General features: G+C 66.7%; 22 protein-coding genes. 9 read left to right on the plus strand and 13 right to left on the minus strand.

Annotated elements, in window-relative coordinates; genetic code table 11:
* The 13 genes from AC1MH0_RS01515 to AC1MH0_RS01575 form a co-directional block, all read right to left on the minus strand.
* A complete protein-coding gene (locus AC1MH0_RS01515) occupies positions 1 to 1209 on the minus strand; it encodes a glycosyltransferase family 4 protein (protein WP_480964391.1) in 1209 nt (402 codons plus the stop codon).
* Positions 1209 to 2039, minus strand: coding sequence for a sugar phosphate isomerase/epimerase family protein (locus AC1MH0_RS01520; RefSeq protein ID WP_480964392.1), 831 nt, complete (start codon positions 2037 to 2039; stop codon positions 1209 to 1211). Before AC1MH0_RS01520 ends, AC1MH0_RS01515 begins: the two co-directional genes overlap by 1 nt.
* The gene (locus tag AC1MH0_RS01525) at positions 2036 to 3556 is read right to left on the minus strand and encodes a YcaO-like family protein (RefSeq protein WP_480964393.1); all 1521 of its coding nucleotides are present in this window, start codon (positions 3554 to 3556) and stop codon (positions 2036 to 2038) included. The genes AC1MH0_RS01520 and AC1MH0_RS01525 overlap by 4 nt, the downstream gene beginning before the upstream one ends.
* Positions 3553 to 4368 carry an MBL fold metallo-hydrolase gene (locus tag AC1MH0_RS01530; protein WP_480964394.1) on the minus strand — a complete coding sequence of 272 codons (816 nt, stop codon included), beginning with the start codon at positions 4366 to 4368 and terminating at the stop codon, positions 3553 to 3555. The genes AC1MH0_RS01525 and AC1MH0_RS01530 overlap by 4 nt, the downstream gene beginning before the upstream one ends.
* Positions 4359 to 5351: a Gfo/Idh/MocA family protein gene (locus AC1MH0_RS01535; protein WP_480965803.1), complete on the minus strand. Its 993-nt coding sequence runs from the start codon at positions 5349 to 5351 to the stop codon at positions 4359 to 4361. Before AC1MH0_RS01535 ends, AC1MH0_RS01530 begins: the two co-directional genes overlap by 10 nt.
* A 2-nt stretch (positions 5352 to 5353) precedes the next feature.
* On the minus strand, positions 5354 to 6445 hold the full coding sequence (locus tag AC1MH0_RS01540) for a class I SAM-dependent methyltransferase (protein ID WP_480964395.1): 1092 nt from the start codon (positions 6443 to 6445) through the stop codon (positions 5354 to 5356).
* Positions 6442 to 7335 (minus strand): HD domain-containing protein, encoded by an 894-nt coding sequence (locus tag AC1MH0_RS01545; protein ID WP_480964396.1) that lies wholly within the window; start codon positions 7333 to 7335, stop codon positions 6442 to 6444. Before AC1MH0_RS01545 ends, AC1MH0_RS01540 begins: the two co-directional genes overlap by 4 nt.
* On the minus strand, positions 7332 to 8510 hold the full coding sequence (locus AC1MH0_RS01550; RefSeq protein ID WP_480964397.1) for an inositol-3-phosphate synthase: 1179 nt from the start codon (positions 8508 to 8510) through the stop codon (positions 7332 to 7334). The genes AC1MH0_RS01545 and AC1MH0_RS01550 overlap by 4 nt, the downstream gene beginning before the upstream one ends.
* A gap of 442 nt (positions 8511 to 8952) precedes the next feature.
* Positions 8953 to 9846 (minus strand): NAD(+)/NADH kinase, encoded by an 894-nt coding sequence (locus tag AC1MH0_RS01555; RefSeq protein WP_480964398.1) that lies wholly within the window; start codon positions 9844 to 9846, stop codon positions 8953 to 8955.
* Positions 9846 to 10835 carry an SPFH domain-containing protein gene (locus tag AC1MH0_RS01560; protein WP_480964399.1) on the minus strand — a complete coding sequence of 330 codons (990 nt, stop codon included), beginning with the start codon at positions 10833 to 10835 and terminating at the stop codon, positions 9846 to 9848. The genes AC1MH0_RS01555 and AC1MH0_RS01560 overlap by 1 nt, the downstream gene beginning before the upstream one ends.
* Positions 10836 to 10840: 5 nt before the next feature.
* Positions 10841 to 11569: an NUDIX hydrolase gene (locus tag AC1MH0_RS01565; RefSeq protein WP_480964400.1), complete on the minus strand. Its 729-nt coding sequence runs from the start codon at positions 11567 to 11569 to the stop codon at positions 10841 to 10843.
* A 180-nt stretch (positions 11570 to 11749) separates the two neighbouring features.
* Positions 11750 to 12907: an alpha-hydroxy acid oxidase gene (locus tag AC1MH0_RS01570; RefSeq protein ID WP_480964401.1), complete on the minus strand. Its 1158-nt coding sequence runs from the start codon at positions 12905 to 12907 to the stop codon at positions 11750 to 11752.
* 30 nt (positions 12908 to 12937) lie between these two features.
* A complete protein-coding gene (locus tag AC1MH0_RS01575) occupies positions 12938 to 14227 on the minus strand; it encodes a M10 family metallopeptidase C-terminal domain-containing protein (protein ID WP_480964402.1) in 1290 nt (429 codons plus the stop codon).
* A 400-nt stretch (positions 14228 to 14627) separates the two neighbouring features.
* Here AC1MH0_RS01575 and AC1MH0_RS01580 point away from each other — a divergent pair, with 400 nt between their 5' ends.
* The 9 genes from AC1MH0_RS01580 to AC1MH0_RS01620 all read left to right on the plus strand — a co-directional run bounded on the left by AC1MH0_RS01580 (position 14628) and on the right by AC1MH0_RS01620 (position 25108).
* Positions 14628 to 15095 (plus strand): NUDIX domain-containing protein, encoded by a 468-nt coding sequence (locus AC1MH0_RS01580; protein ID WP_480964403.1) that lies wholly within the window; start codon positions 14628 to 14630, stop codon positions 15093 to 15095.
* A gap of 132 nt (positions 15096 to 15227) precedes the next feature.
* Positions 15228 to 16712, plus strand: coding sequence for a carboxylesterase/lipase family protein (locus tag AC1MH0_RS01585; RefSeq protein WP_480964404.1), 1485 nt, complete (start codon positions 15228 to 15230; stop codon positions 16710 to 16712).
* Between the two features lie 9 nt (positions 16713 to 16721).
* Positions 16722 to 17483 carry an SDR family NAD(P)-dependent oxidoreductase gene (locus tag AC1MH0_RS01590; protein WP_480964405.1) on the plus strand — a complete coding sequence of 254 codons (762 nt, stop codon included), beginning with the start codon at positions 16722 to 16724 and terminating at the stop codon, positions 17481 to 17483.
* A gap of 129 nt (positions 17484 to 17612) precedes the next feature.
* Entirely contained in the window at positions 17613 to 19772 is a 2160-nt protein-coding gene (locus AC1MH0_RS01595; protein WP_480964406.1) for a TonB-dependent receptor, read from the plus strand.
* Between the two features lies 1 nt (position 19773).
* On the plus strand, positions 19774 to 21177 hold the full coding sequence (locus tag AC1MH0_RS01600) for an FAD-binding oxidoreductase (protein ID WP_480964407.1): 1404 nt from the start codon (positions 19774 to 19776) through the stop codon (positions 21175 to 21177).
* A 125-nt stretch (positions 21178 to 21302) separates the two neighbouring features.
* Positions 21303 to 22238: an alpha/beta hydrolase gene (locus AC1MH0_RS01605; protein ID WP_480964408.1), complete on the plus strand. Its 936-nt coding sequence runs from the start codon at positions 21303 to 21305 to the stop codon at positions 22236 to 22238.
* A gap of 9 nt (positions 22239 to 22247) precedes the next feature.
* Positions 22248 to 23552 (plus strand): MFS transporter, encoded by a 1305-nt coding sequence (locus AC1MH0_RS01610; RefSeq protein WP_480964409.1) that lies wholly within the window; start codon positions 22248 to 22250, stop codon positions 23550 to 23552.
* Between the two features lie 96 nt (positions 23553 to 23648).
* The gene (locus AC1MH0_RS01615; RefSeq protein WP_480964410.1) at positions 23649 to 24401 is read left to right on the plus strand and encodes a helix-turn-helix transcriptional regulator; all 753 of its coding nucleotides are present in this window, start codon (positions 23649 to 23651) and stop codon (positions 24399 to 24401) included.
* Positions 24398 to 25108 carry a FadR/GntR family transcriptional regulator gene (locus AC1MH0_RS01620; RefSeq protein ID WP_480964411.1) on the plus strand — a complete coding sequence of 237 codons (711 nt, stop codon included), beginning with the start codon at positions 24398 to 24400 and terminating at the stop codon, positions 25106 to 25108. Before AC1MH0_RS01615 ends, AC1MH0_RS01620 begins: the two co-directional genes overlap by 4 nt.
* Positions 25109 to 25133: the final 25 nt, after the last annotated feature.

The following is a 25133-nucleotide window of genomic DNA, read 5'->3' on the forward strand; positions in this document are numbered from 1 at the left end:
TCACAGCAGATGCGGCTCGCTGCGGAAACGGCAGGGCGTAATCGGCAGGTCGGTGTCGAAGGCGGCTTGCGGCTGGTTACGCAGGTCGCGGTAGATGCCGACGATCTGTTGCCCGACCGCGTCCCAACTATACACCCGGCGGCATTCTTCCAGCGCGGCCGTCGCGAGGCGCAGACGGAGGCTCGTATCGGTGATGACGCGGGTCAGCGAGGCGACCAGCGCGGGCACGTCGCCGGGATCGGTCAACAGGCCATTCTCGTCGTCGCGGACGCAGTCGACGACGCCGACGGCGTGGCACGAGACGACGGCAAGGCCGCAAGCCATCGCTTCGAGGATCGTGTTCGAAAACCCCTCGGCATAGGTCGGCGACACGAACACGTCGTGTGCACGGTAGAGTTCGGGGACCGCGTCATAATCCGCATAGCCGCTGAACGTCACGCGGTCGGTGAGCCCAAGCTCAACCGCGAGCGCCTGAGCGGGGTCAACGTCGGGACCGATGCCGGAGATGGTCGCGTGCCAGTCGCCGCCGACGTCCGGCAGCGCCTGGAGGAAGTCGAGCACGCCTTTGCGGCGGTCGACGCGGCCGTGATAGAGCAGGCGGACCGGACCTTCGGCCGCTGCTTTCGATGCCGGCGTGAAATGGTCGGTATCGACGGCGCCCGGAACGATCGTGAACCGGTCGAGCGGAGTGCCGAGCCGGTCGTGGACTTCGCCCGCGAAGCTGATGCCGCCGATCAGCAGCGCGCCGGCGTTATCGAGCACGCGGACCATCGCGAGACGGTGCGTCTCGCAGCACGAGCCGACCCAATGCCCGTCGCCGCCCTGGATCGACACGACGCAGGGCAGGCCGAGGCGGTGGGCCGCGATTATCGTCGCCCAACCGGTCGGATAGCCATATTGCGCGTGGAGCATGTCGAACGGATGCACGGCATGGTCGCGCGCGATGGCCTCGACGATCGCGTCGATATCGCGCTCGAAGTCACCGCCCTCCTGTTCGCCCAGCGCTTCGAGCCCAACGACGCGCACGCCCGGCACAGGCGGCGGGGGGCCGCCGCCGTAGACGCGCGCGCGCGCTGGATCGCCGTAATATTGGCTGATCATCGTCACGTCGTGGCCCGCCGAGACGAGCTGGCGCAGCAGGTTGATCGCGTAGATCGACATCCCCGAGATCGCGGGAAAAAAGCGACGCGAGACGAAGCAGATCCGCATCAGGACAGGGCCGCCCGCAGGTAGGCGATCGATTCCGGGATCGCCTGATGCGCACGCGGGCTCTCGCGCGACAGCTCGACGCAGACCAGCTTGTCGAAGCCGATCGACTGCAGCGCGGTGAGGATGGCGGGGATGTCCATGTCGCCCTGACCGAAGGGAAGATGCGTGTGATCACCGCGGCGCATGTCCTCGACCGCTACGGTGCCGAGACGATCGGCATAGGCGTGGATCGCCGCGTCGGGCGTGATATCTTGCGTGACGAGGCAATGGCCGGTGTCGAGCGCTAGCCAGAGATGCGGGTGGCGGATCGCGAGACGGTCGTAATCGGCCACGGTCTCGATCAGCATGCCTGGTTCGGGTTCGAGGCTGACGGGAACGCCGACACGGACGGCGTGCTCGACGACCTTGCCGAGCCCGGCGTCGAGCCAGTCGAGAGCGTCCGCGCGGCTAACGTCGGGCTTCGACACACCCGCCCAGAACGATACCGTCTCGGCATTCAGGATCGCGGCGATCTCCAGTGCGCGTGCGAGGAACGCGACGCGCCGGTCCCGGCCGGCGGGATCGGCGGTGACCAAAGTCGGCTCATGCTTGTCGCGCGGGTCGAGCAGGTAGCGCGCACCGGTCTCGATCACCGACCCCAGCCCGAGCGACCGCAGCAGCCCGCCGACCCGCTCCGCCTCTCGCGCCCAGCCGTCGGCAAACGGATCGAGGTGGTGATGATCCAGCGTCAGCGCGACGCCGTCATAGCCTGCGTCCGCGATCAGGTGCAGCGCATCGTCGAGCCGGTGGTTGGCTGCACCGTTGGTGTTGTAGGCGAAGCGCAGCGTCATCGTGCCACCTCCGTCTCGAGGCCCTGTTCCGACCAGGCGACGTGATGCGCTTCCGGCTCGCGATAGAGCGGATAGAGCGGGCCGACGATCTCGTCCGCCAATGCCGTATCGAAGAACGGCTGGCCGCCGAGCCGCGCGACTGCTTCCTCGGTGAGGCGGACGGGCCGGCGGGTCGCGCTTTCCTCGCCGCCGAAGCTGACCAGCGGGCTGTCCAGCGCGACCAGCTTGGCGACGTTGCGTTCGCCGATCCGGTAATAGCTCATCGTCTCCACTTCCATGCCCGGCACGATCACCTTGACGACCGCGACGCTGGCATCCGCCGGGGACATGTCGACGTAAAGAATGTCGAAGCCCGCCGCCTCGACGGCCTCTCTCGCGAGGTGTCCGCGAGCCCGAGCATCGGGAACATCCGCGCGCGGCAAGTCCTCAAAATCGCGGCGGCTGCGTTCGGCGAGCATCGTGCTGGCGAGCCAGTCCCTGAGCGTCGCTGCGTCGACATCGGTCCAGCGCTGCATTTCCGAAAACGCGCGGCCGTCGGTCGATTTCGCTGCACCGCCGGCCTGCGCCATGAACCGGTCGATATAGCCGCGCGGGGCGATCGTCTCGGCAAGCGCCATCGGGCCGTGCGCGAACGCCTTGCGGGCGCGGCTGGCGGCGTATTCGGCGATCGCCTTGGCCAAGGCCTGCACCGCGTCGGGATGTGCCGCCTCGCCGCACGCCGTCGCCATGATCGGCATCGCGGGTTCGCGCGCATCGACACCGACGCAATAGACGTTGGCGAGGCCGAATTCGTCGGTCGCGAACTTGGGGATCACGCGGACGTCGGCGGCGGCGAACCGGTTGATCAGGTCGCCGATTTCGGCTGGCACGCTTTCGGGCAAGTCGATCGCGACGCCGCGGTCGAGCGCGCGGAACAGCAACCCGTTGCCGTCGCGCTGGAGGATCTCGCACAATCCATGCCCGATCGCCCAGTCGAGGTCCGGCCCCGCGCCCATCCCGTTCGAGATGATCGTCGTGAACGGCACGTAGCCGGGCGCTAGTTCTTTGGCGGAATACGCGGCAAGGTCGATCGGTACGAGGACGCTGGAGCCGTCCGCCCACCGCCTGGCCTCGACCCAGTCTAGCGGCGCATTGCGGTCGACCGGCGATCCTGCGGGAAGGCAGAGCGTCAGCGGATCGGCGATACCCCGATTGCCGCGTTCGCGGACGAGGTCGGCGTAGCTGCCGTGCGTCTTGCCGCGCGCCGACAAGGTCAGCGTCGGCCAGACCATCTCGGCGATCTCGCCCAGCGCACCCAGGATTGCGGCCTCGTCGGTCGCGCCATAGCCGACGCCGTACGGCATGATGCCGTCCAGGTCCGCTGTCTCCGGGAACAGCGCGACTACCCAGACCGGGATACCCACGCGGTCGATCCCGTCGATCGGAAACGCGACGATGTCGCCGGCGGGGAAGGCGTCGAGATAGAGGTGGCAGGCTGTGCCCAGCTGTTCGGGAAGGCCGGTGATAGTGCGGGTCATAGCGGGATCCTCTTCACGCCCGGCGCACGGGCCAGCGCCTCGTCGAGCACGGCGACGGCGACATCGCGACCGACTTCGGGTGCATATTCGAACGGGGTTAGGACGGCATCGAACGCGAGCGGTGCGATCACGTCTCGATACTGGCGGAGCTCGCCGTGGGTCAGCGGGATGTCCTTGTGGAACGCCTTGTGACTCGAGATCGCGTGGCTGACGCCTGCCGCGTCCTGGTCGATCTTGAACATGTCGCCGCAGAACAGGCGCTTGCCGACCGCGTCGTGGAGCGCCGCCTGGCCTTCGTAATGGCCGCCGACGTGGTGCAGCGTATAGCCCGGCGCGATCTCCAGCACATCGTCATAGGGCGTCGTGACGCGGAACGCCTTGGTCATGCCGAGGTCGTCCTTGTGGATGGCTAGCATCTCCGGCGCGCAGTCGCGCTGAAGCTGGAACAGCGCGCCATAGCCATGCGCGTGACTGGCCGCGAGATAGCGGATCCCGCCGAGCCGCGCGACCTGTTCGAGCATCGCGGGGGAATAATAGGGCGCGGCCTCGAAAGCGATGTTGCCGCCCTCTCGGACGATCAGCCAGCCCGTACCGCCGAGCCCGAGATGCGGTGTCGTGGTGAATGCCCAGAGATCGTCGGAAACCTGTCGCCAGCTGCCGTCGTGGGTTGCGGCGACGTCCTGTTCGGGGAGGAAACGCCAACCGTCCTCGGGCAGATCGTTGCGCGTATCGTTGCACACCGGGCAATCGGCGGGCGCGAAATGCCGCTGCCAGAAACCGCAATGCGCGCAGGCATACCAGCTTAGAGGCATGCTCGCGCCCCGGTATAGGCGGCGTCGAAAAGGCGCATCAGCGACAGGTCCCGGTCAATGGAGAAATCATGCGCGTCGCCGCGAACGGCGGCAGCGAATGCAGCGGCCTGCGCGGTGAAGGGCGACAGCGCTGCGTCGAAGGGGAGGGCGGTCTCCTCCCCGGTGCGGGCGCAACGGCGGATCACGGTGCCACCCGCAGTCTGGCCCATCGTGTCGGTCGCGACGAGCAAACCGTCCTTGCCGAGGATCTCGAGGCGACGGCGGGGCAGGACTTCGGGGCAGTTATACGCGACGTGGCTCTGGACCAGGATGCCGCCTGCGGTGCGGCCCGATAGGATGCCGCCATCGTCGACCGGATAGTCGTGGATGCGCCGTTGCAGGTCGATATGCAGGCGATCGAGCGGTTCGTCGACTAGCATCGTGGTGAGATCGAGGCCGTGGAGCGCGAGGTCGATGACCGCACCGCCGCCCGCCGCGGCCGGGTCGGCGCGCCAGTTGCAACCGCCGGCATCGTCTGGCGACCAGCTCGGGTCGACCCAGCACGCATACACGATCCGTACCGCGATCGGTCGGCCGATTGTGCCGTCGCGGATCGCTTCTGCCATCGCCCGGTGCGCGGGGTGGTGACGCTGGTCGAACGCCGTACCGTAGAGATGTCCCGTAACCGCCGCGCCGATCGTTTCGGCATCGTCCAGCGTCGCGGCGATCGGTTTTTCGCAAAGCACCGGCACGCCCGCCGCAACGGCCGCGCGGACCGGGTCGGCGTGGCGATTGTTGGGCGTGGCGACGTAAATGCAGTCGAGCGCTGCGTCGGCCAGCATCGCTTCGGCGGTATCGTAGGCGAGGATGCCGCCCGACATCGCGCTGGCCTGCGCCATTGGCGAGGGGTCGGCGATCGCGACCACCGTCCCGCCAGCCGCGGCAATGCCCGGCGCCTTATAGTCACGCGCGACCCAGCCGAAGCCGACGATGCCCCACCGCATGCTCACCACCGCGCCGGCAGGTCGAGGACCCGACGGTTCCGCGCCGCGTCACCGCTATCCGACAGCCATGTGGCCGCTTCACCATATTCCGCGCGATAGCGCTCGGAAGGCCAGCGCGGCGTTTCGCCGTCGAGCAATGGGTTCGGCTGTAGGACCGCGTCGGCAACCGGCATCGCTAGCCCACCGGTCAGCGGACGCGCCGCGCCACTCCCCTTGACGATCGACCACGCCTCGATTGTCGGATCGTCGGACCACGCAGTCGCCACGGGCGCATCGCTCGCGAGCAGAGCCCGCCGCAACTCGCGCTCGTCATAAATGACCGCATCGGGGAACAGCGCTGCCCATTCGGACGAAGCGCGTGCCGGTCCCATTGCCCCGCCAGAGACGGCGGCGTTGTGAAGATGGCTTACCGCGAGCACGCCACCGGGTGCGACGGCATCGCGCAACAGCCCGGCTATTCGCGGCTGATCGGGCAGAAAATAGAAGGCGTCGTGACATGCGACGAGATCGAAGCGCTGAGCCTCGACCGGCCAGCGTGCTGCCGCGTCGAACACGACATAGTCGGCGGCCGGCGCGACCCAGTTCTTCGCCAACCAGCATTTCGAAAACACGACGTCCGCGCCGACGCACGCGACGCCGCGCGCGGACAATTCGCGGAGATGATGACCGATCCCGCACGCCAGTTCGAACCCGGTACCCGGCTCCCCCCAATGTGCCTCGACCAGCGCGAGCCCGGCAAGGTACGTCGGATCGCTCCAGCGATGCGCAAAATAATCAGCTACCGGCCCCATCCGGAGCAGCCCCATCGCCGCGCGCAACGACAACGTGTCACGCTCGCGAACCAGCTGTTTCAGCTCACCCAGATCGGTCGCGGGGCCAGTCCACCACGCATCCTGGTCCGTGAGCAATGCGACAAGAGCATCGTCCGGGCAGGCCGCATCGAGATGGTCAAGCGCGACCGCCACCAGACCTTCGCTATCGGTCCGTAGATACGGAATGCCGTCGACCACCGGCCATCGCTCACCGGGTGCGGCCAGCGAATACGGCGTATCCGCAACGAGCGGCCGTCCGGTGACCGGCGAGCGGTAATTCACAGCAGGCCGACGTCCGCGAGAACGCGATCGTGAAAGCCCTTCACGGGACCCGCATGCACGAGTTCGTAGGTGTGAAGGACGGAGTCCATCGTTGCCGAGGACGCACGCAGGTGCTGTTCGATCTCCAGCACGCGGTCGAGCACGTCGGCAGCATGAAACGCGCGCGCCGCCGGCGTCGCGTCACCCGCAATCGGCGCGATCGCCGCGCGAACCTGCGCCGCCACCGCCGGATCGAGCATCGCCATCGCCTGTTCGCGCGCAGCGTCAATCACGCGGTCGAGCAGGTCGCCGAGCAGCACTTCGCCGGTGAACCCCGCGTCGGGCATCGCCGCATTGTGGAAATGATGCGCCATCGACGCGAGGAATACCTCCGCCGGATCCGCGCCATAACCGGGCGCCGCAAGCACGCCGTACACCGCGACGATCATGCAATGCTCGGCATGGTTCTCCGGCGGCTGGAGCAACAAACGAGGCCGACCCGGACAGGTGACGCCCGCGCGCGGCTGGGTTGCAAGCTGCGCCACGAACCGCGGCACCGGCCCCGCCGAGGGCGCGCCCTCCTCGAGAGCCCCACGCAGGTCAGCCGCGAGTGCCGGCTCGAGCGACACCGCTACTTCGTCGAAACCGCGCTCAAGCACCGCGGTCGCTTCCGCGTCCGACAGGCCAAGCTCGGCCAGCGTGGCACGATCGAGATCACCCAGCCGCGCCGCCGCCAGCGCAGCTGCAACAGTCCGCCGCATCACCGCCGCCACCGCATCACCCGTCGCCAACGCCGCCCAGCCGCGCGCGAACAACCGCTCGGCGATCGACCCGTCACGCTCCGCCGAACGGATCCGCTTCAGGTCGCCCAGTTCGCGCAATAGCGGCAGGGACGCAGCATCGAATGTCACCGGCGGTCGAGCCAGGTGTCGAGGATCAACTGCTGCTCGCCGAACGCGTGGATCGGCTCGCCGCCATCGGCGGTCTGCGGCATCTTGAAGAAGATCCCCATCTGGTCCTGCACGCCGCCCTCGCCACGCGATTGCGACAGCGCCAGGCACCGCGCGATCTCGATCGCGAGCGGTGCAGCGAGCACCGAATCCTTGCACAGGAAGTTCAGCTTCAGCTGCATCTTCTGGCCGAGGAAGCCAGTAAGGTCGATGTTGTCCCACGCTTCCTTGTTGTCGCCGCGCGGCTTGTAATAATGGATCATGATGATGTGATCCTCGACCGGATAGCCGAGGATCTGGTCAAGCACCGACTTCTTGGTATCGACCTTCGACGCGAGGCTCTTGGGATCGTCGAGCGCGAGGCCGTCCGAATTGCCGAGGATATTGGTCGAGAACCAGCCGTCGACATGCAGCGCGCGATCACGCAGCGCCGGCGCGATCACCGTCTTCAGCAACGTCTGGCCGGTCTTGCCGTCCTTGCCCGCGATCGGCACGCCGCGCTGGCGCGCCAGTTCGGCGAGCGGTGCGACGTCGGCGGCGACCGACGGCGTGAAATTGGCGTAGGGCGTGTCGCTGGCGATCGCGGCATAGGCATAGAGCATAGCCGGGCTGATCGCCGCGTCGTCGGCATCCAGACCACGCTCGAACCCCTCGACGCTGGTCAGCGCATCCGCACCCAGATCGGCCTTGCGCTCGGTCGAGGCGAGATTGATCATCACCACTCGGTCGAGATTCTGCTCGCTCTTGAACCGCGCGAGATCGTCCTGGATGTGCTGGACTGCGGCACGGTGGCCGGGCGCCGCGATCTTGTGCGCGCCATCGATGTTCGCACAGAAATCGGTCGAGCCGACCGCCGGCCAGGGCCGCATCTCGGACAGGCTCGACGCACCGTTGGCGAGTTCGCTCTCGGTCAGCACGCCATGCTTCAGCGCGGCGGTCGCCAGATCGTCATGGCTGAGATCCCACCCGCCGAAGTAGAGGTCGCGATAAGCCGCCATCCCCTCGACGTCGCGGCTGGCGAGCGGCAGGCCCGACAGGTCGTTCGATCCCGCGCGGATCATCGCGATCCCCGCCGCCGCGGTGGTGGCCACCGCGCCATTCAGTCCGATCACCGCGATCCCGACCCGTTCGCCCATAACTACGTCCTCTCAAAACAGAGCGCGTGGCTAACTATCCGCTAAGTAAAGTCCACCGATGTCTGCGAAAATTGCCGCTAAAGTGCTCCGGGAATTACATATGTTGCTATTCTCGGAGGGGCAGCAATGATGCCGGTCCACAGCAGTTGAGCACCAAACTGAGCCTTGTAACCTGGATCATATTTTTCGTAATTAGACTTGGCCTGAGAATGCTAATTCAAGGAAAATTCGTCGAAAAATTGCGTCTGGTGGACGCGATCGATTGCGGACCGGTTGAAGGCCGGACGTGGGGCGGACGACCGACAGCTCTCTGGCTATTTTCTTGGCGATCCGGGGGAAGCCGGTCGTATCCGGATCGTAATCGAACCTCGGATTTCCCGTTCGGCACGAACTGCGATCACACCATCAAAATCGACTCTGTTTGAACAGACCATATGCGTCCTCAGCCGGTGACGAGGTGGAGGGTGCGGGAAGCAGGGGCGATGGTGACGCCGCGGCCCCAGTCGAAGGCGAAGAAGTCCTGTTCGACGCCATCCGCGAAGATCACTCCGCCTTCGTTCATCCGCGACGTGACCGCGAGCGGCATCCCTGAAAGCTTGCCGGCACGAAGCGAGGTCGCTGTCGCCACGCTGGGAAAGGGTTCGCGGACGAAGAAGCCCACCGCGCGCTCCTGAGGGTCGAGCGGGAGGACGGCATGCGTCGCCTCCATGATCGAGCGTGCCCAGCCCGTCGCCCCGGTGCCCGACGCGACGATCAATCCACTCGACGAGTGATCCTCGGCCTGGTCGCCGCACGTGATCCGGTAGCGCGCGGACTGGTGGCTGCGATGACCGACGAACACCTCGTTCAGCGCTAGCAGCCGCTCGCCGGTGTCCAGTCGCGCCTCGACCATCGTCCGCTGCTCGGCGGGCGCCGCACCTGCGACGCTCGCAGGCAGCAACGCGGACAGGCTTGCGAGCGGCACGCGGACCAACACCCCGTCGTACAGGTCGGGGGCAGGGTTGAGCCCGAGCACGGGCTGCCCGTCGAGATACTTTGCGACGTTGGCGACCAGCCCGTCCTGCCCGACGGCGACGATCACGTCCTCGGGGCCGAACAGGAACCGATCGAGGTCGGCACGCGCGACACTCGCCTGGCGCCAGTCGTCGGGGACGAGCGAACGGGCTTCGTGCAGCGTGGCGTGGAACCGGCGGTGTCGATCCTCGATCGCGTCGATGTCCTGGCCCCGCGTCTCGAGAAAGAACTTCGCCTGCCCGCGCGTCGCGTGCCGCGCGAGCAGGAGGTCATAGTCGGTCTCGCGCGTGACGAAGACCGCGCGCGGTGCGTTGGTCGCCATCAGCGGGACAGCGCAGGCTGGGCTGGCGGGGCATTGCGAAACCCGTCCAGCACGGTCGCGAGCAGGTCGGGCGTGATGTTCAAATGCTCGATCGTATCGAGCTTGCCCGCCAGTTCGCGCGCGGCGAGCCCGAGCATCACGCCTGGTGGCAGGTCGCGGTAGATCGTCATCCGCGCCTGCTCCGCTTCCGCCTTGGCGCTTTCCACCGTGCGGATGCGCTCGGCTTCCGCCCCGGCCTCGACCTGCTGCGCCTCGGCCAAGCCGGTCGCGCGGTTGCGTGCGTTCTCCGCCTCCTGCGTGATGAGCAGCATCTCGCGGCGTGCGAGTTCGGTCCGGTTGGCGAGTTCGTTCTCGGCGATCGCACGTTCCTTCTCGACCGCGAGCGCGCGGCGTTCGAACGTCGCCTGGTCGGCCTTTTGCTGCAATGCCTCGAACGTCGGAGTCTGCAGCGCGCGTTCGAGTTCGCTCGAAGGCGCGAGGTTGGTCAGGCGAACCGCGGTGACCGCGATGCCGATTTCGTTCAGCGCCGGATCGTTAGCGAGCGCAGCTTCGAGCTGGTGGCGCAGCGGCTCGGGACCGGCATCGAGCAGCGTCCGCACCGATCCTTGCGCGAGATATTGCAGCGCCGCCTGGTTGACGAGCCCCGCGAGCCGGGTCTCGATCCGCTGGATCGGTTCGCTCTTATAGGCACCGGTAAGCAGGCCGAGGCTGAAATCGACGCGCGAGGCGAGCAGTTCGGGATCGGCGACGTGCCAGGTCAGCGTACCCTGGATCGCCACGCTCTGGAAATCCTGGCTCCGGCCCTTCACGAACACCGCCATCTCGCGGTCGTCCATCGGCAGCTCGGCGATGCTCGCGGTTTCCGGGCGGAACCAGAATACCAGTCCGCGGCCGCTCTGCTTCGCTTTGCCGCTGCGGTAGCGGATGACGTGGTTGCTCGCATCGCTGCGAAGTTGCGCGAGGAAACCGAGGTTCTTGATCGAGGCCATGACGGTTACTCCTGTGTCGAATGGTGGCGAAAGAGTTCGGCGGGGCGGAACGAGGCACCGGTCTCGCGCTCGCCGGTCGCGACCAGCGTGTTCGTGGCGAGCATGCGGCGGCGAAAGGCCGGCTTGTTGAGCGATCGCCCGAGGATCGTCTCGTGGACGTCCTGCAGCGCCCGCAGCGTGAAGCGCTCGGGCAGCAGTGCGAAGGCAACGTCCGAATAATCGAGCTTGCCGCGCAGCCGCAGCATAGCCAGTCCGAGCATGTCGGCATGGTCGAAGGCCAGCGGCAGCGCGTCGCCCTCCTGCGATCGTGCCTCGACCGGACCACCGGTCTCGCCGGACCAGGGGACGATGATCTCGGCCAGCAACAGGTCGGGCGCGGCCTTCAGCGCGGCTGCGAAGCGGGCAGGGGGCAACAGCGCGAAGTACGCGACGCTGATGACCCGGGCGCGCGGGTCGCGGTCGACCGTGCCGAACGTGTAGAGCTGCTCGACATACGCGTCCGCCATCCGCACTTTCGTTGCGAGCACGCGGTGTGCCGCCGCATCGAGGCTCTCGTCGATACGAACGAACCCGCCGGGCAGGGACCATGCACCCAGGCAAGGATGCTCGGAACGCTGCATCAGCAATGCTGCAGGCCTGCCGTTGACGACGCTCGCCAGAATCAGATCGACCGCGACCGACGGGCGCTCGTACCGATGCGGATCATAGCCTTCCAGAAAATCGGTCTCGTTCATACCGTTCATATATCCTTCGAGCGCATAAGTAATATGCGTAACGGATATATGTCAAGCACCGGCGAGGCCGTGGGGTGGCCATCGTCGGATAGGCCGTAGACTTCAGCTTAGCACGATCACTGATGTCACCGACACGTGCGACCTGACTAGGCTGGCTGACAGGGAAGCGGGATTTTTCGGCTAAGCGCGGTTCAGCCGGACGTGGCGGCGGGACAGGGTGGCGACATCGTTGACGCCGGTCAGCGTCATCGTTCGCTCGAACTCCTCGGTCAGCAGCGTTAGCGCGCGGTCGACGCCGGCCTCTCCGCCTGCCGCCAGGCCGTACAGATAGGGACGTCCGATCGAACAGGCGGTGGCGCCCAGCGCCAATGCCTTCACAATGTCCGACCCGCGCCTGATGCCGCCGTCGCAGATGACGTCGGGCGCATCGCCGACGGCGTCGCGGACGGCCGCGATCTGGTCGATCGGCGCGGGCGCTCCGTCGAGTTGGCGGCCGCCGTGGTTGGACACCATCACGCCGGTCGCGCCCGACGCGATCGACCGGCGCGCGTCCTCGGGTGTCATCACGCCCTTGATTGCGAGCGGCCCGTTCCATTCGCGGGCGAGCCATTCGACCTCGCGCCAGCCGATCGAGCGATCGAACTGGCCGCCGATATAGTCGAACAGGCTCATCGGCCCCGATGCCAGCGCGTCGATCTTATGGCTGACGTTCGCGAGATCGAATTTGGAGCCGGTCAGCGCGGGCAGCGACCAGGAGGGGTGGCGCGCAAAGCTTAGAAGCGACTTGAGCGTGAGCTTGGGCGGCAGGGACAGCCCGCTGCGCCGGTCTCGCTCGCGGTTGCCGGCGACGGGCGTGTCGACGGTCAGCGCCAGTCCGTGGAAGCCAGCGTCGCGGCAGCGCGCGACGAACTCCGCGGTCAGGCCGCGGTCCTTGAAGATGTAGATCTGGAAGACCTTGGGGCCGGAGAATGCCTGGGCAAGGTCTTCCAAGCGCGTCGTTCCCATCGTCGACAGGCTGTAGAGGATGCCGTGCCGTGCGGCAGCGCGCGCGACCGCGAGTTCGGCATGGCCGTGGAACATACGGGTGAGACCGGTTGGCGCCAGCATCAGCGGCCAGTGCGATGGCTGTCCGAACAGCGTCGTGCCGGTCCGGATAGTCGAGACGTCGTTCAGCACGTCCGGCACCAGCTCGTAGTTCGAGAAAGCGCCGACGTTTCGGTGCAGCGACACCTCGTCGTCGGCACCACCGTCGATATAGTCGAAGATCGGCCGCGGCAGCTGCTTGCGCGCCATCAGGCGCAGGTCGGCAACATTGTTCGCCCGTCGAAGTCGCATCATGGTTTTGCGCTCATTTGCGTGCCTCGCCCATTACAAGATGAAGTCCCGCGACGTTAACGCGATGGTGCCGCTCAGTCGGATGATGGACTCGGGTGACGGGTCGCCGTCCAGGTTGACCATTACCAGCGTTGTACCGCCTTCGAACGCTGTGCGGACTTGGCCTGGTCCGGTGAACGGCGCTGTGCCCATGAACTTGAGTGGTAGCATGGCGAGCGCCGACAGATCGATGCGATCGCCTTCGGACTGCGAGAAGTCGGTGATCCGATCTTCGCCATCTGGCGAGGTGCCGCTATCGCTGCGATCGAGATAGACGAAGCGATCGGCGCCGGCCCCGCCGGTCAGCACGTCGCCGCCGCCGTGGCCGATCAGCCGGTCTGCCCCCGCCAGTCCCGCGACCCATTCGGCCTTGCCGCTGCCGTCGACCGTCAGCGGCATGCCGCCCGCCGGTCCGTAGGTGGGGGAGATCGAGTCGCCCGTCTTGAACTGTGCGCTGAGTGCGTTGGTTGCCGCCTTCTGGTCGGCCGCCGACAGCCAGTCGGGCAGGCCGAGCGCGGCGGCGTAGGTGGTCGGCCAGTGCGCGCCGATGACGTCGATCGCGGCGCCGAGCCCGGGTAGCCCGGTGAACGCGGGCAGATAGTTGTTGATGCCGATCCGCACCACGCCGTTCAGCAGTACCGGATCGTTCGCGGCGGTGAAGTCGACCATGCGCGTCGCCGCAATCTCCGGATCGATGTTGAAGTGTGCGGCCGAAGACGCAAGCCAGTTGGGCGCGCCGAATGCGAGGAAGTCGGACCGCGCGTCGGTTGCGGCCACGCCGTGCGTCTTGAGCGCATAGGCCAGGATATATTGGGTATAGCCGGTGCCAAGCGAATGCCCGGTGACGTGAATGCGCGCATTGGCATAGCGCGGATCGTTCAGCAGCCGGTCGTAGACCTGCGTCGCGCGCGCCGCCTCGTCGAGGGGAATGCCCGCGAGGACCGATTCACCTTGGACGGCGTCGAGCCCCTGCGCGCCGGCGAAAGCCAGGATGACGTCCGTAACCCGGCCGTCGGCGTCAACCTTATCGACGATGCCGTCGAAGAAGTCGCCGTCACTGGTCCGTTCGACGCGCGCGTTGACGTAGCTACCGCCGAGGACGATCGGCGTGGTGAGCAGCTGCCAATAGGCGCCGAACCACACGCGATCCTGCAAGGTCACATGGCTGGGTAGACCGCACTTGATCGTCCCGGGTGTAGGTTCGGTCGAACCGGCGGAGTTGGTCGGCGCGGTGCAGGCGTCCGGGTCTGCGACCGTTGAGGTGGCGGATGACGGCGTGACCACAGATGTATCGATGGCTCCGCTGACGATGCGAATTGGCGCTGACCCCGGCTCAAGTCCCGATCGTGCTGACAGGCTAAGGGTCCCGGCCATCGCCAATCCGGCGCCTGCCACGATCGCTACTGGTAGCAGACGCTTTTTCACCATCGCTCTCCCACGCCATACCGCCTCGCCGATGTTCGGGATGGCAAACGCGGCAGGATGACGTCGTCCCGACGCGTCTCCCCCGGTGATTCGGATCTCGGGGGAGCGGTCGCAATCTGCGCGCGTTCGGCGCAAGCGACGAAACCATTTGCTGTGCCCGTCCGCTGCATGGCTGTGCCCACCGAGAAGCATACGGCGCGGCAAAGCAGGTTTGCGCGTACGCTTGCGAAGTGGCGATCAACGGTTGGGGAACAAGTGCGTGGGTGTACGTCATCGACTGATCGGCAAGGCGGCGCGGCTGGTCTGGCGGATCGCCAAGCAGCGCACGATCGGCGTTCGCGCGCTGCTGCTGGACCGCGACGGGCGGGTCGCGCTGGTACGGCACACCTATGCCGATCACTGGTATCTTCCGGGCGGCGGCGTGAAGAAGGGTGAGAGTATCGCGGCCGCGCTGTTGCGCGAGCTTGCCGAGGAAGTGGCGATCGCCGACCCGGTGATCGAGCGGGTGCTCGGCGTCTATCACAGCCGCGGGGAGGGTAAGGACGACCACATCGTGATCTTCGTCGTACGAACCGGAGCGAGCGGTGTTCTCGCCCGCGCCGACCTGCGGGAGATCGAACAGGCGGGCTGGTTCCCGCTGGGCGACCTGCCGGAGACGACATCGCCGGCGACCCGACGGCGCATCGCCGAATACCAGCAGGGCGCGACGGGGACCGGGGCCTGGTGACGCGGGCGCTCGTCGGCCCACCGGACTGCACGATAAAAGCAACGATGCGCATAACGTGAGTTCGCGACGTGCGGTACCGGGCTGCTACCTTTATCCCTCGACCGCGGCTGCGGATCGGGAGGAGAGAACATCGTGAGCGAACCCATCGTCTCGACCGCCGACGGTATCGTGCAGGGGAGTGCCGCGGGCGACGTGCGGCGGTTCCTCGGCGTGCCCTACGCCGCGGCGCCGGTGGGTGCGAACCGGTTCGCGCCGCCACAACCGGTTGTGCCGTGGCAAGGCGTGCACGACGCGACGGTGGCCGGACCCAATGCGCCGCAGCGGACCAAGGCGTTTCCCGGCCTCGATACCGTGCCGCTGATCGGCGAGGGCTGGGCGCCGGGTGACGACTATCTGACGGCGAATATCTGGCGGCCCGACGACGACCGGACCGGCCTGCCGGTGATGGTGTTCATCCACGGCGGCGGCTTCGTGATCGGCAGCAAGGATGCGCCGGTGCAGGACGGCAGCACGTTCGCGCGAGACGGCGTGATCTGCGTCGCGATCAATTATCGGATGGGGGTCGACGGCTTCCTGCCGATCCCGGGCGTGCCGACCAACCTTGGGCTGCGCGACATGATCGCGGCGCTGACATGGGTACGGGACGGCATCACCGCGTTCGGCGGCGATCCGGGCAACGTCACGGTGTTCGGTGAGTCCGCGGGTGCGATGGCGATCGCCGACCTGATCGCCTCGCCGCTCGCCAAGGGATTGTTCCGGCGCGCGATCGTCCAGAGCGGCCACGGCGGAATGACGCGGTCGGTCCCGGTGATGCAGCGGCTGGTGAAGAAGCTCGCGAAGATCCTGAAAATCACGCCCGACGCGGCAGGTTTTGGCAGCGTAGCGTATGACCGCCTGATCGACGCGGTCGAGGCGGTATCGGCACCGACTGCGCGGATCGATCTGCGAGATGAGGCGGGCCACGAACCGGTGTTCGGAATAAGCCGCTTCGTCCCTGTCCACGGCGACGACGTGCTGCCCCAGCGTCCGCTCGATGCGCTGGCGAACGGCGCGGGCGCGGAGGTGGACCTGCTGATCGGTACCAATGCCGAGGAGATGAACCTGTACCTCGTCCCCACCGGCGTGCGTGACAAGATCGGCCGGTTGCTGGCGACCTATGTCCTCCACAAGTCGCAACCGCATGCGCGCAAGGTGCTGAAGGCGTACGGGATCGGCACGAAGGGCAGGAAGCCAGGGCAGGCGCTGACCGATGCGATGAACGATCTGGTCTTTCGCTGGCCCGCGCGGCGGTTTGCCGAGGCGCACAAGGGGCGCACGCACATGTACGAGTTCGACTGGCGCTCGCCGATGTTCGGCGGCGAGCTAGGCGCGTCGCACGGCATGGAGCTGCCGTTCGTGTTCGACACGTTGGCGTGCGCGACCGGCGAGCAGGGTCTGTGCGGACCCAATCCGCCGCAAGATCTCGCCGAGCGGATGCACGCGCTGTGGATCCGGTTCGCCACCGACGGCCGCCTGCCCTGGGTCGAATTCGATGCCGAGACACGGCAGGTCTATTCGCTTGTCCGGCAGGGGGCGCGACATGAGCCCGTCATGCCGGCCGCACCCTTCCTGCCCTGAGGACCGACGATGTATTTCGAAAGACTGAAACTGACCGGCCGCCGTGCCCTCGTGACGGGTGGCGCGGCGGGGATCGGCCTGGCTTGTGCCGAAGCGCTGGCGGAGATGGGCGCGCACGTGACGATCGCCGACCGCGACGAGGTTGCGATCGCGGCCGGTCAGGCGGTGCTCGCGGACAAGGGCTATGCGGTCGACGGTATCGCGATGGACGTGACCGACCCGGCACGCGTCACCACGGTCGCCGATCAGCTCGGGGCGATCGACATTCTCGTCAACAATGCCGGCATCGCGCGCAGTGAAACCCCAGCGGAAGACGTCGCCGACGAGCATTGGCTGAACGTACTCGACGTCAATCTAAACGGCACCTTCTGGTGTGCGCGCGCCTTTGGCCGTCACATGCTGGCGGCGGGGAGGGGCGCGATCGTCAATGTCGGGTCGATGAGCGGATTTATCGTCAACCGGCCACAGCCGCAAAGCTATTACAACGCGTCGAAAGCCGCGGTGCACCAGCTTACCAAGAGCCTCGCCGCCGAATGGGCGCCACGCGGCGTCCGCGTCAACGCGGTCGCGCCGACCTACATCAACACCGTTCTTAACGGCTTCGCGGATCGCGAGGGCGAAATGTACAAGCGCTGGATCGACGGCACGCCGCAGGGCCGTCTTGGCGAACCCGAAGAAGTCGCGTCGATCGTCGCGTTCCTCGCTTCGGATGCGGCGAGCCTGATGACCGGCAGCATCGTATTCGCCGACGGCGGCTATAGCTGCTGGTAACGCACCGATCGGCGAAGTCCGCGAGCCGGACGGCATAGCGCGAGACCTTTCATACAGGTAAGCTATCGGATAGCTCTGACTGTAGAAGTAGCCGGCAATGGATCGGCGCTCTACAGGGATGAGGATCCAATGCGCTTTAAGACATTGCTCGCCGCAGGATGCGCCGCCGCCGCCTTCGCCACGGTACCGGCCTTCGCGCAGGACGCCGCCGATACGGCCAAGACCGCAACGCCCGTCAGCTCCGATGACATCGTCGTCACCGCCCGCCAGCGCCAGGAGTCGCTGAAGGACGTGCCGATCGCGGTGACCGCGATCACCGGCGACCGGCTGAAGGAGTTGCAGGTCAACACGGTGAAGGACATCGCGTCCTACACGCCGGGGCTCAACATCAACTCGGACAGCGTCGGTCGCGCGTTCGTCTCGATCCGCGGCATCGGTACGACGCTGATCGATACGGTCCAGCCAGGCGTCGGCATCTTCATCGACGGCGTCTATCAGCCGAACACGTCCTACCTCAACTCGCCGATCGTCGACGTCGCGCGGATCGAAGTGCTGCGCGGGCCGCAGGGGACGCTGTTCGGCAACAACACGCTGGGTGGCGCGATCAACGTCATCACACGCCAGCCGGGCAACGAATGGGAAGGGCGGTTCGACGCCGCGGTCGCCGGCACCGACAATTACGCGTCGGTCTCGGGCTCGGTCAGCGGGCCGATCGTGCGCGACCTGCTGCAGTTCCGGATCGGCGCGTCCTACCACGAGCAGGACGGCTTCATGCGCAACACGCTGACGATCGGCGACATGAACCCGCTGAAACAGCAGAGCGTCGGCGGCACGCTGCGCTTCACACCCGCCGATTGGGCGGTGTTCACCGTCAACGGCAACTACGACCGGACCGCGGGCGGCAGCACGTCGTATATCCATGTCGCCGGGCCGACCGATTACCGCCTCGACGGCGCGACCAACGTCCTGAACCGCGCGGTGATCGACTATTACGGTGCGAGCGTGAAGGGCGAGTTCGACGCCGCCTCGCTCAAGACCAAGATCACCGCGATCGGCGCCTACAACCAGAAGAATGTCGCCGGGATCAACGACGGTGATTTCAGCGCGGTCGACCTGCTTCGCACCCGCGGCGGTTCGACCTTGAAGACCAAGACCGCCGAACTGCGCTTCGATACGCAGTGGAGCGATGCGTTCTCGACGCTGATCGGGCTGTACGGCAACCGCTACACGCAGACGAGCGATCAGCTGACGACGATCGATTTCCGCGCGCTGCTGGGGCCGACCTTCCCGGTGCCGCCCTCGACCACGCCGTCGTCGACCTATGTCCGCAACGACACGCGCGCGATCTTCGCCACCGCGTTCCTGAAAGTCGGTACGCTCGATCTCGCCGTCGGCGGCCGGTACGATCACCAGAAGCTGGTCGCGAGCCAGGTCAACGGCACGACGCCGTACACGGCGCCCGAGTACAAGAAGGACCAGTTCCAGCCGCGCGTCACGCTGACGCAGCACTGGACGCCGGCGGTGATGAGCTACGCCTCGGTCGCCAAGGGTATCCGCGGCGGTGGCCAGAACGGTCCGGGTACGCGGCCGGAGGATGCGACCTACAAGGGCGATAACGTCTGGACCTACGAACTCGGCACCAAGTTTGACGCGTTCGACCGTCGCCTGACGATCAACGCCGACGTATTCTATAACGACTATAAGGACTTCATCGGCCAGAACTCGCTCGCGCCCAACACCAGCGGGGGCTTCGTCGCGATCAACCTCAACACCGGCACCGTCGAAAGCTACGGCGCCGAAGTGGAGGCGCACCTGCGCGTGACGAACCAGTGGCGGATCGATGCCGGCGCGTCCTATCTCCATGCCCGCATCACCGACGACAGCCAGTATTTCGCGACCACCGGCGTCCACGTATCGAGCGACCGGATCATCTTCACGCCCGATTACAATTTTAACTTCAACACGACCTACACCGTGCCGGTCGGCGAGAATGCGGTGCTGCTCGACGCCGGTATCTTCGGCAAGGGCAGCCGGATCGGCTCCTCGCTCGATCCCAATGTCGCGCCACGGCTGTCGGCGTATGCAATCACCAACGCCTCGCTCGGCTTTCGTTTCTCAAGTGGCCTGACCGTCACGGCGTTCGGCACCAACCTGTTCAATACCAAGTTCATCGAAAGCTATATCGACAAGTCGGCGCTGGTTCGCGCCGGGCTCGCGCCGCTGGCGTCGAACCTCGCCATCCAGGGCGACCGCCGGCGCTACGGCGTGCGCGCGAGCTTCCGGTTCTAGGATGACCATGCACTTCGACCCCATAGAGCGCGCGCCGCTCGACCCGGCGTTCGTCGCGGCGCTCAAGCAGCGGTTCGGCGATGCGCTCCAGATGAGCGACGCGATGCGGCTCCACCACGGCAGCAGCGAGGCGCATTTCGCACCGATGCTGCCCGACGCGGTCGTCTTCGCGCGATCGACCGAGGAGGTGGTCGATCTCGTCAAGCTGTGCACCGCCGCCAAGGTGCCGATCGTTGCATTCGGCGCTGGCACCTCGATCGAGGGCAACACGCTGGCGGTGCAGGGTGGCGTGTCGGTCGACCTGTCGGAGATGACGCAGATCGTGTCGATCAACGCCGAGGACTTCGACTGCACCGTGCAGGCCGGCGTCCGCCGCGAGCAGCTGAACGAGCATATCCGCGACCTGGGGCTGTTCTTCCCGATCGATCCCGGCGCCAATGCGACGATCGGCGGGATGGCGGCGACGCGGGCGAGCGGGACCAACGCGGTGCGGTACGGCACGATGCGCGAGGCGGTGCTGAGCCTGCGCGTGGTGACGCCCGACGGGCGCGAGATCCGCACGAGCCGCCGCGCGCGCAAGTCGGCGGCGGGGTATGACCTCACCCGGCTGTTCGTCGGCTCCGAGGGGACGCTCGGCATCATCACCGAAGTGACGTTGCGGCTACATGGCATTCCCGAGGCGATCTCGTCCGCAGTATGCAGCTTCGACACGCTGAACGGCGCGGTCGATACCGTGGTGCAGGCGATCCAGATCGGCGTGCCGCTAGCTCGCGTCGAGATCCTCGACGACATGCAGATGAAGGCGGTCAATGCCTGGTCGAAGCTCGATTACCCCGAACTGACGACGCTGTTCTTCGAATTCCACGGCTCGCCCAGCTATGTCGACGAACAGGCCGAGACGGTGCGCGAACTCGCGGCGGCGAACGGCGGCGGCGACTTCCGCTGGTCGAACCTGCCCGAGGAACGCTCGAAGCTGTGGAAGGCGCGGCACGAGGCGTATTACGCGGCGGTCAACCTTCGCCCCGGCGCAGTCGGCTGGGCGACCGACGTGTGCGTGCCGATCAGCCGCCTGGCGGAGTGCATCGGCCAGACCAAGGCCGATCTGCAGGCATCGTCGGTCCCCGCAACGATCCTGGGGCATGTCGGCGACGGCAATTTCCACGTCGTCTTCTCGATCGATCCGGAGTCCGAGGCGGAGCTCGCCGAGGTGTCGGCGATCAACGCAAGGATGGTCGAGCGCGCGCTGGCGATGGACGGCACCTGCACCGGCGAGCACGGCATCGGCATCGGCAAGCAGGACTGGCTGGTCGCGGAACTGGGTGATGCGGTCGATCTAATGCGGACGCTGAAGCATGCGCTGGACCCCGACAACCTGTTCAATCCCGGCAAGATCTTTGCGTTCTGAAACTGCTCCCCTCCCTGGAAGGGAGGGGCTGGGGGTGGGTCGTCTTATTGGCAGGCGCTAGAGTGCGCCCCGCGTCGACCCACCCCCGACCCCTCCCTTCCAGGGAGGGGGAAGAAGGACTTGATATGGACAGCCTGCACCTCGTCGACCCTACGCTCCGCCCACTGCTGGATATGTTGCCGCGGATATCGCTCACGGACGACATCCTGCCGGCGATGCGTGACCGGCCCTCGATGTTGCCGCCGGCAGACGAGTTGCTGGCGACGCTGGAGATCCATACGGTTCCAGGGCCTGCCGGAGCGCCCGATATCGATTTGCACGTCTTCCGCCCGGTGGGCGTCGCTGGCGTCCTGCCCTGTATCTATCACATCCACGGCGGCGGCTATGTGATGGGCAAGGTCAGCGACTATGATCCGTTGGTCCGTCCGCTGATCGCCGACCTGCAATGCATCATGGTGTCGGTCGAGTATCGCCTCGCGCCCGAGACGAACTTTCCAGGTCCGATCGAGGATTGCTATGCCGGGCTCGCCTGGACGATCGCGAATTCCGTCAGGCTCGGGATCGATCCGACGCGGCTCGGCGTGATGGGGCAGAGTGCAGGCGGCGGGTATGCCGCGGCGCTGGCGCTGATGGTGCGCGACCGTGGTGAGTATGCGCTCGCGTTCCAGCATCTCATCTACCCGATGCTCGACGATCGTACGTGCACCGCACCGCCGCATCCGTACGCCGGTGAGTTTATCTGGACCGCGCAGAGCAATCGCTTCGGCTGGAGTTCGTTGCTCGGCCACGCGCCCGGTGGCGATGACGTGTCGCCCTACGCCGCGCCTGCGCGTGCTACCGATCTGGGCAACCTGCCGCGTACTTATATCGCGACCGGTGCGCTCGATCTCTTCGTCGACGAGGACATCGACTACGCGACACGGCTGATCCGCGCGGGCGTGCCGGTCGAGCTTCACGTCTATCCCGGCGGCTACCACGCCTTCGATGTCTTCGCCGACGGTCCGGTCTCGCAACAGGCGCGCCGCGACAGCCACGAGGCACTGCGCCGTGCGCTTGCATAAGGACCTCACATGACCGATTTCGCCCGACCGATCGACGCGGCCTCTCCGCCGTTCGCAAGGACGCTGTTGCCATTGCTCGCGCTCGCGCTGACGATGGCGGTCGGCTTCACGATGATGGGCTCGTTCGGGACGGTGCAGGAGGGCGCGAAGGCCGAACTCCATCTTAGCGACTATACGCTGAGCCTGATCCAGGGACTATCGGCGGCACTGCCGCTCGCGGTGTTCTCGATCCCGATCGGTATCCTGGTCGATCGCTACAACCGCGTGCGGATGATGATCGCGCTCGCGTTAGTCTGGACGCTGGGCACGGTGCTCACCGCGTTCGCGCACGGCGTGCCGCTGCTGTTCGTCGCGCGCATGCTGACCGGGATCGGCACGACCGGCGCCTTGACCGCGGCGCTGTCGCTGTGCGCAGACTTCTGCGTCCCGACGCAGCGGGGCAGGGCGATGCTGATCGTCAACCTCGGCAAGTCGCTCGGCGTCGCGCTCGCTTTGGGCTTGTCAGGCGCGCTGTTCGGCCTGTTCGCCCATGGCGGCGCGCCGACGTGGTTCGCAGGCATGATGCCGTGGCGCAGCGTCCATCTGGGCCTCTCGGTCATCAGCGTGATTGCCATTCTGCCGCTGTTCCTGTTGCGCGAGCCGGCGCGACAGGAGGTTGCGGCGGGCACGCATGCGCCGTTCAAGGTCGTCGCTGGCGAACTCTGGGCGCGTCGCGTGTTCCTGATCCCCTTGTTCATCGGCCAGATCAGCGTGGTGATGGCCGATGCCGCCGCGGGGATCTGGGTCTCGCCGGTCCTGTCGCGCAATTTCCACCTGCAGCCCGACCAGTTCGCCGGATGGATGGGCACGCTGCTGTTTGGCTCGGGCGTCGTGGGTGCGATCGTCGGTGGCCTGTCCGCCGACCGGGGACAGAAGAGCGGGCGACGCGGTGGCTTGCTGATCGGTGCGATCGTTGCCGCCGCGGTCGGCGTGCCCGCCGCGCTGTTCCCGATCATGCCCTCGGTTCCGCTGTTCGGGGTCGCCGTCGGTCTTCTCGTGACGTGCGGCGCGGTGACGGGTGTCGTGACCTCGGTGGCGTTGACCGTGCTCATTCCCAACGAACTCCGCGGGTTGTGCATCGGCGCGTTCATCGCGATCGCCGGGCTGATCGGCTACGGTCTCGCACCGACGCTGGTCGCGGCGGCAAGCGGCATGCTGGGCGGCGAGGCGCATCTCGCGCAAGGTCTCGCGATCGTCGGCGTGGTGACCAGCGCGATCTCCGTCATCGCCTTCACGATGGCGATGCGTCACGCCCCTGTATCGGCAACGGCCTGACCTGTAAGATAGCTCTTGCACGAGCTATCCGATAGCTGCATGATCGACCCAATCCCGGCAATCGGGAATTGGAGATCGGTGTTGGGCGAGGAAAGCATGCAGAAGGAACGGGTCACGGTGTCGCCCGAGATGGCGGCCTTCATCGGCGAGGGCGTGGTCGATCCGACGGCTGTTTCTACGGACGCGGTCGTCCTGTGCTTCACGCTGGGCGAGGACGCACCGGCGTGCGTGACCGTCACCACCGGCGCTGTGCCTATCGAGGGGCAGGCGGTCCTCGTCCTGGCGGTCGAACGTGGTGCCTGCCTGCGGGTCTTCGATTATGCGCCCGACGTGGACGTGGCCTGCCACCTACCGAGCGAGATGCGGATGATCGTCGCCGCGATCCGCGAGTGCGCGCTGCCCGAGCCCTGGCGGAACACGCACCGGTCGGCGAAATGCATCGAGCTCCTGTCGATCACCTTCCAGCGGATCGTCGAGGACGACCTCGTCCCACTCGCAGGCGCGGGGCAATTGTCCGCGCGGGACAGCCAGCGGATCGTCGCGGCAAAGCGGATGATCGACGAGCGCTGGGGCGAGAAGATGACGCTCGACTCGATCGCGCGCGCCTGCGGCCTGAACCGGGCCAAGCTCACGCGCGGCTTCCGCGACATGTTCGCTTGCACCGTCGCCGACGCGCTGCTCGACCGGCGGCTCGGGGCGGCCCGTCAGCTGCTGATCGCGACCGACCTGCCGGTATCGTCGATCGGGTACCAGTGTGGCTATCTCAACAACGCCAGTTTCACGCGCGCCTTCTCGCGGCAGTTCGGCACGACCCCGTCGTCGCTGCGCGCACCACGGCTCGCGGCATGAGCGCGGCGAGCCTGCGACTAGTCGAGGGCGGCTCGCTCGTCGATCAGGCAGTCCATGCGGTCCGCACGCACATCCGCACGAACGATATGAAGGTCGGGGACACGCTGCCGTCGGAGGGGCATTTCGCGACCGAACTGGGTGTCAGCCGGCCGGTGCTGCGCGAGGCGTTCGGGGCCTTGGCGGCGCTGCGGCTGATCGACGTGGGCAACGGCCGTCGCGCGCGCGTCGCGGCGATCGACGGTTCGGTGATGGCGACGTCGCTCGATCACGCGGTGGCGACGGCACAGATATCGATGGTGCAGATCTGGGACGTGCGCCGCACGCTGGAACTCCGCACCGCCGAACTCGCCGCGATCGAACGTACCGACGAAGAGGCGCGGATCATCGTCGGTCTGGCCGAGGCGATGGAAGCGGCCGGTACCGATGTCGACGCGCTGACCCGCCACGATATCGCGTTCCACCAGGCGATCGCGCAGGCGGGACGCAACATGCTGTTCCTGCAGATCGTCCGCTCGTTCGCACCGATGATGGTCCATGCCGTCCCCGCCGCCTGGGCTACACGAACCACCGCGCGCCAGCGTAGCGCCGTGTTCGCGCACCACCACGTACTGGCGCAGGCGATCGCCGACCGTGACCCGGAAGCGGCGATCGCAGCGATGAGCACGCACTTCGTCGCGTCGATCGGCGACCTGTTCGCACGTCTTTGACAGTGTCGCCGAGCCGGCCTTAGCT

The organism is Sphingomonas sp. AP28 (assembly GCF_056680455.1).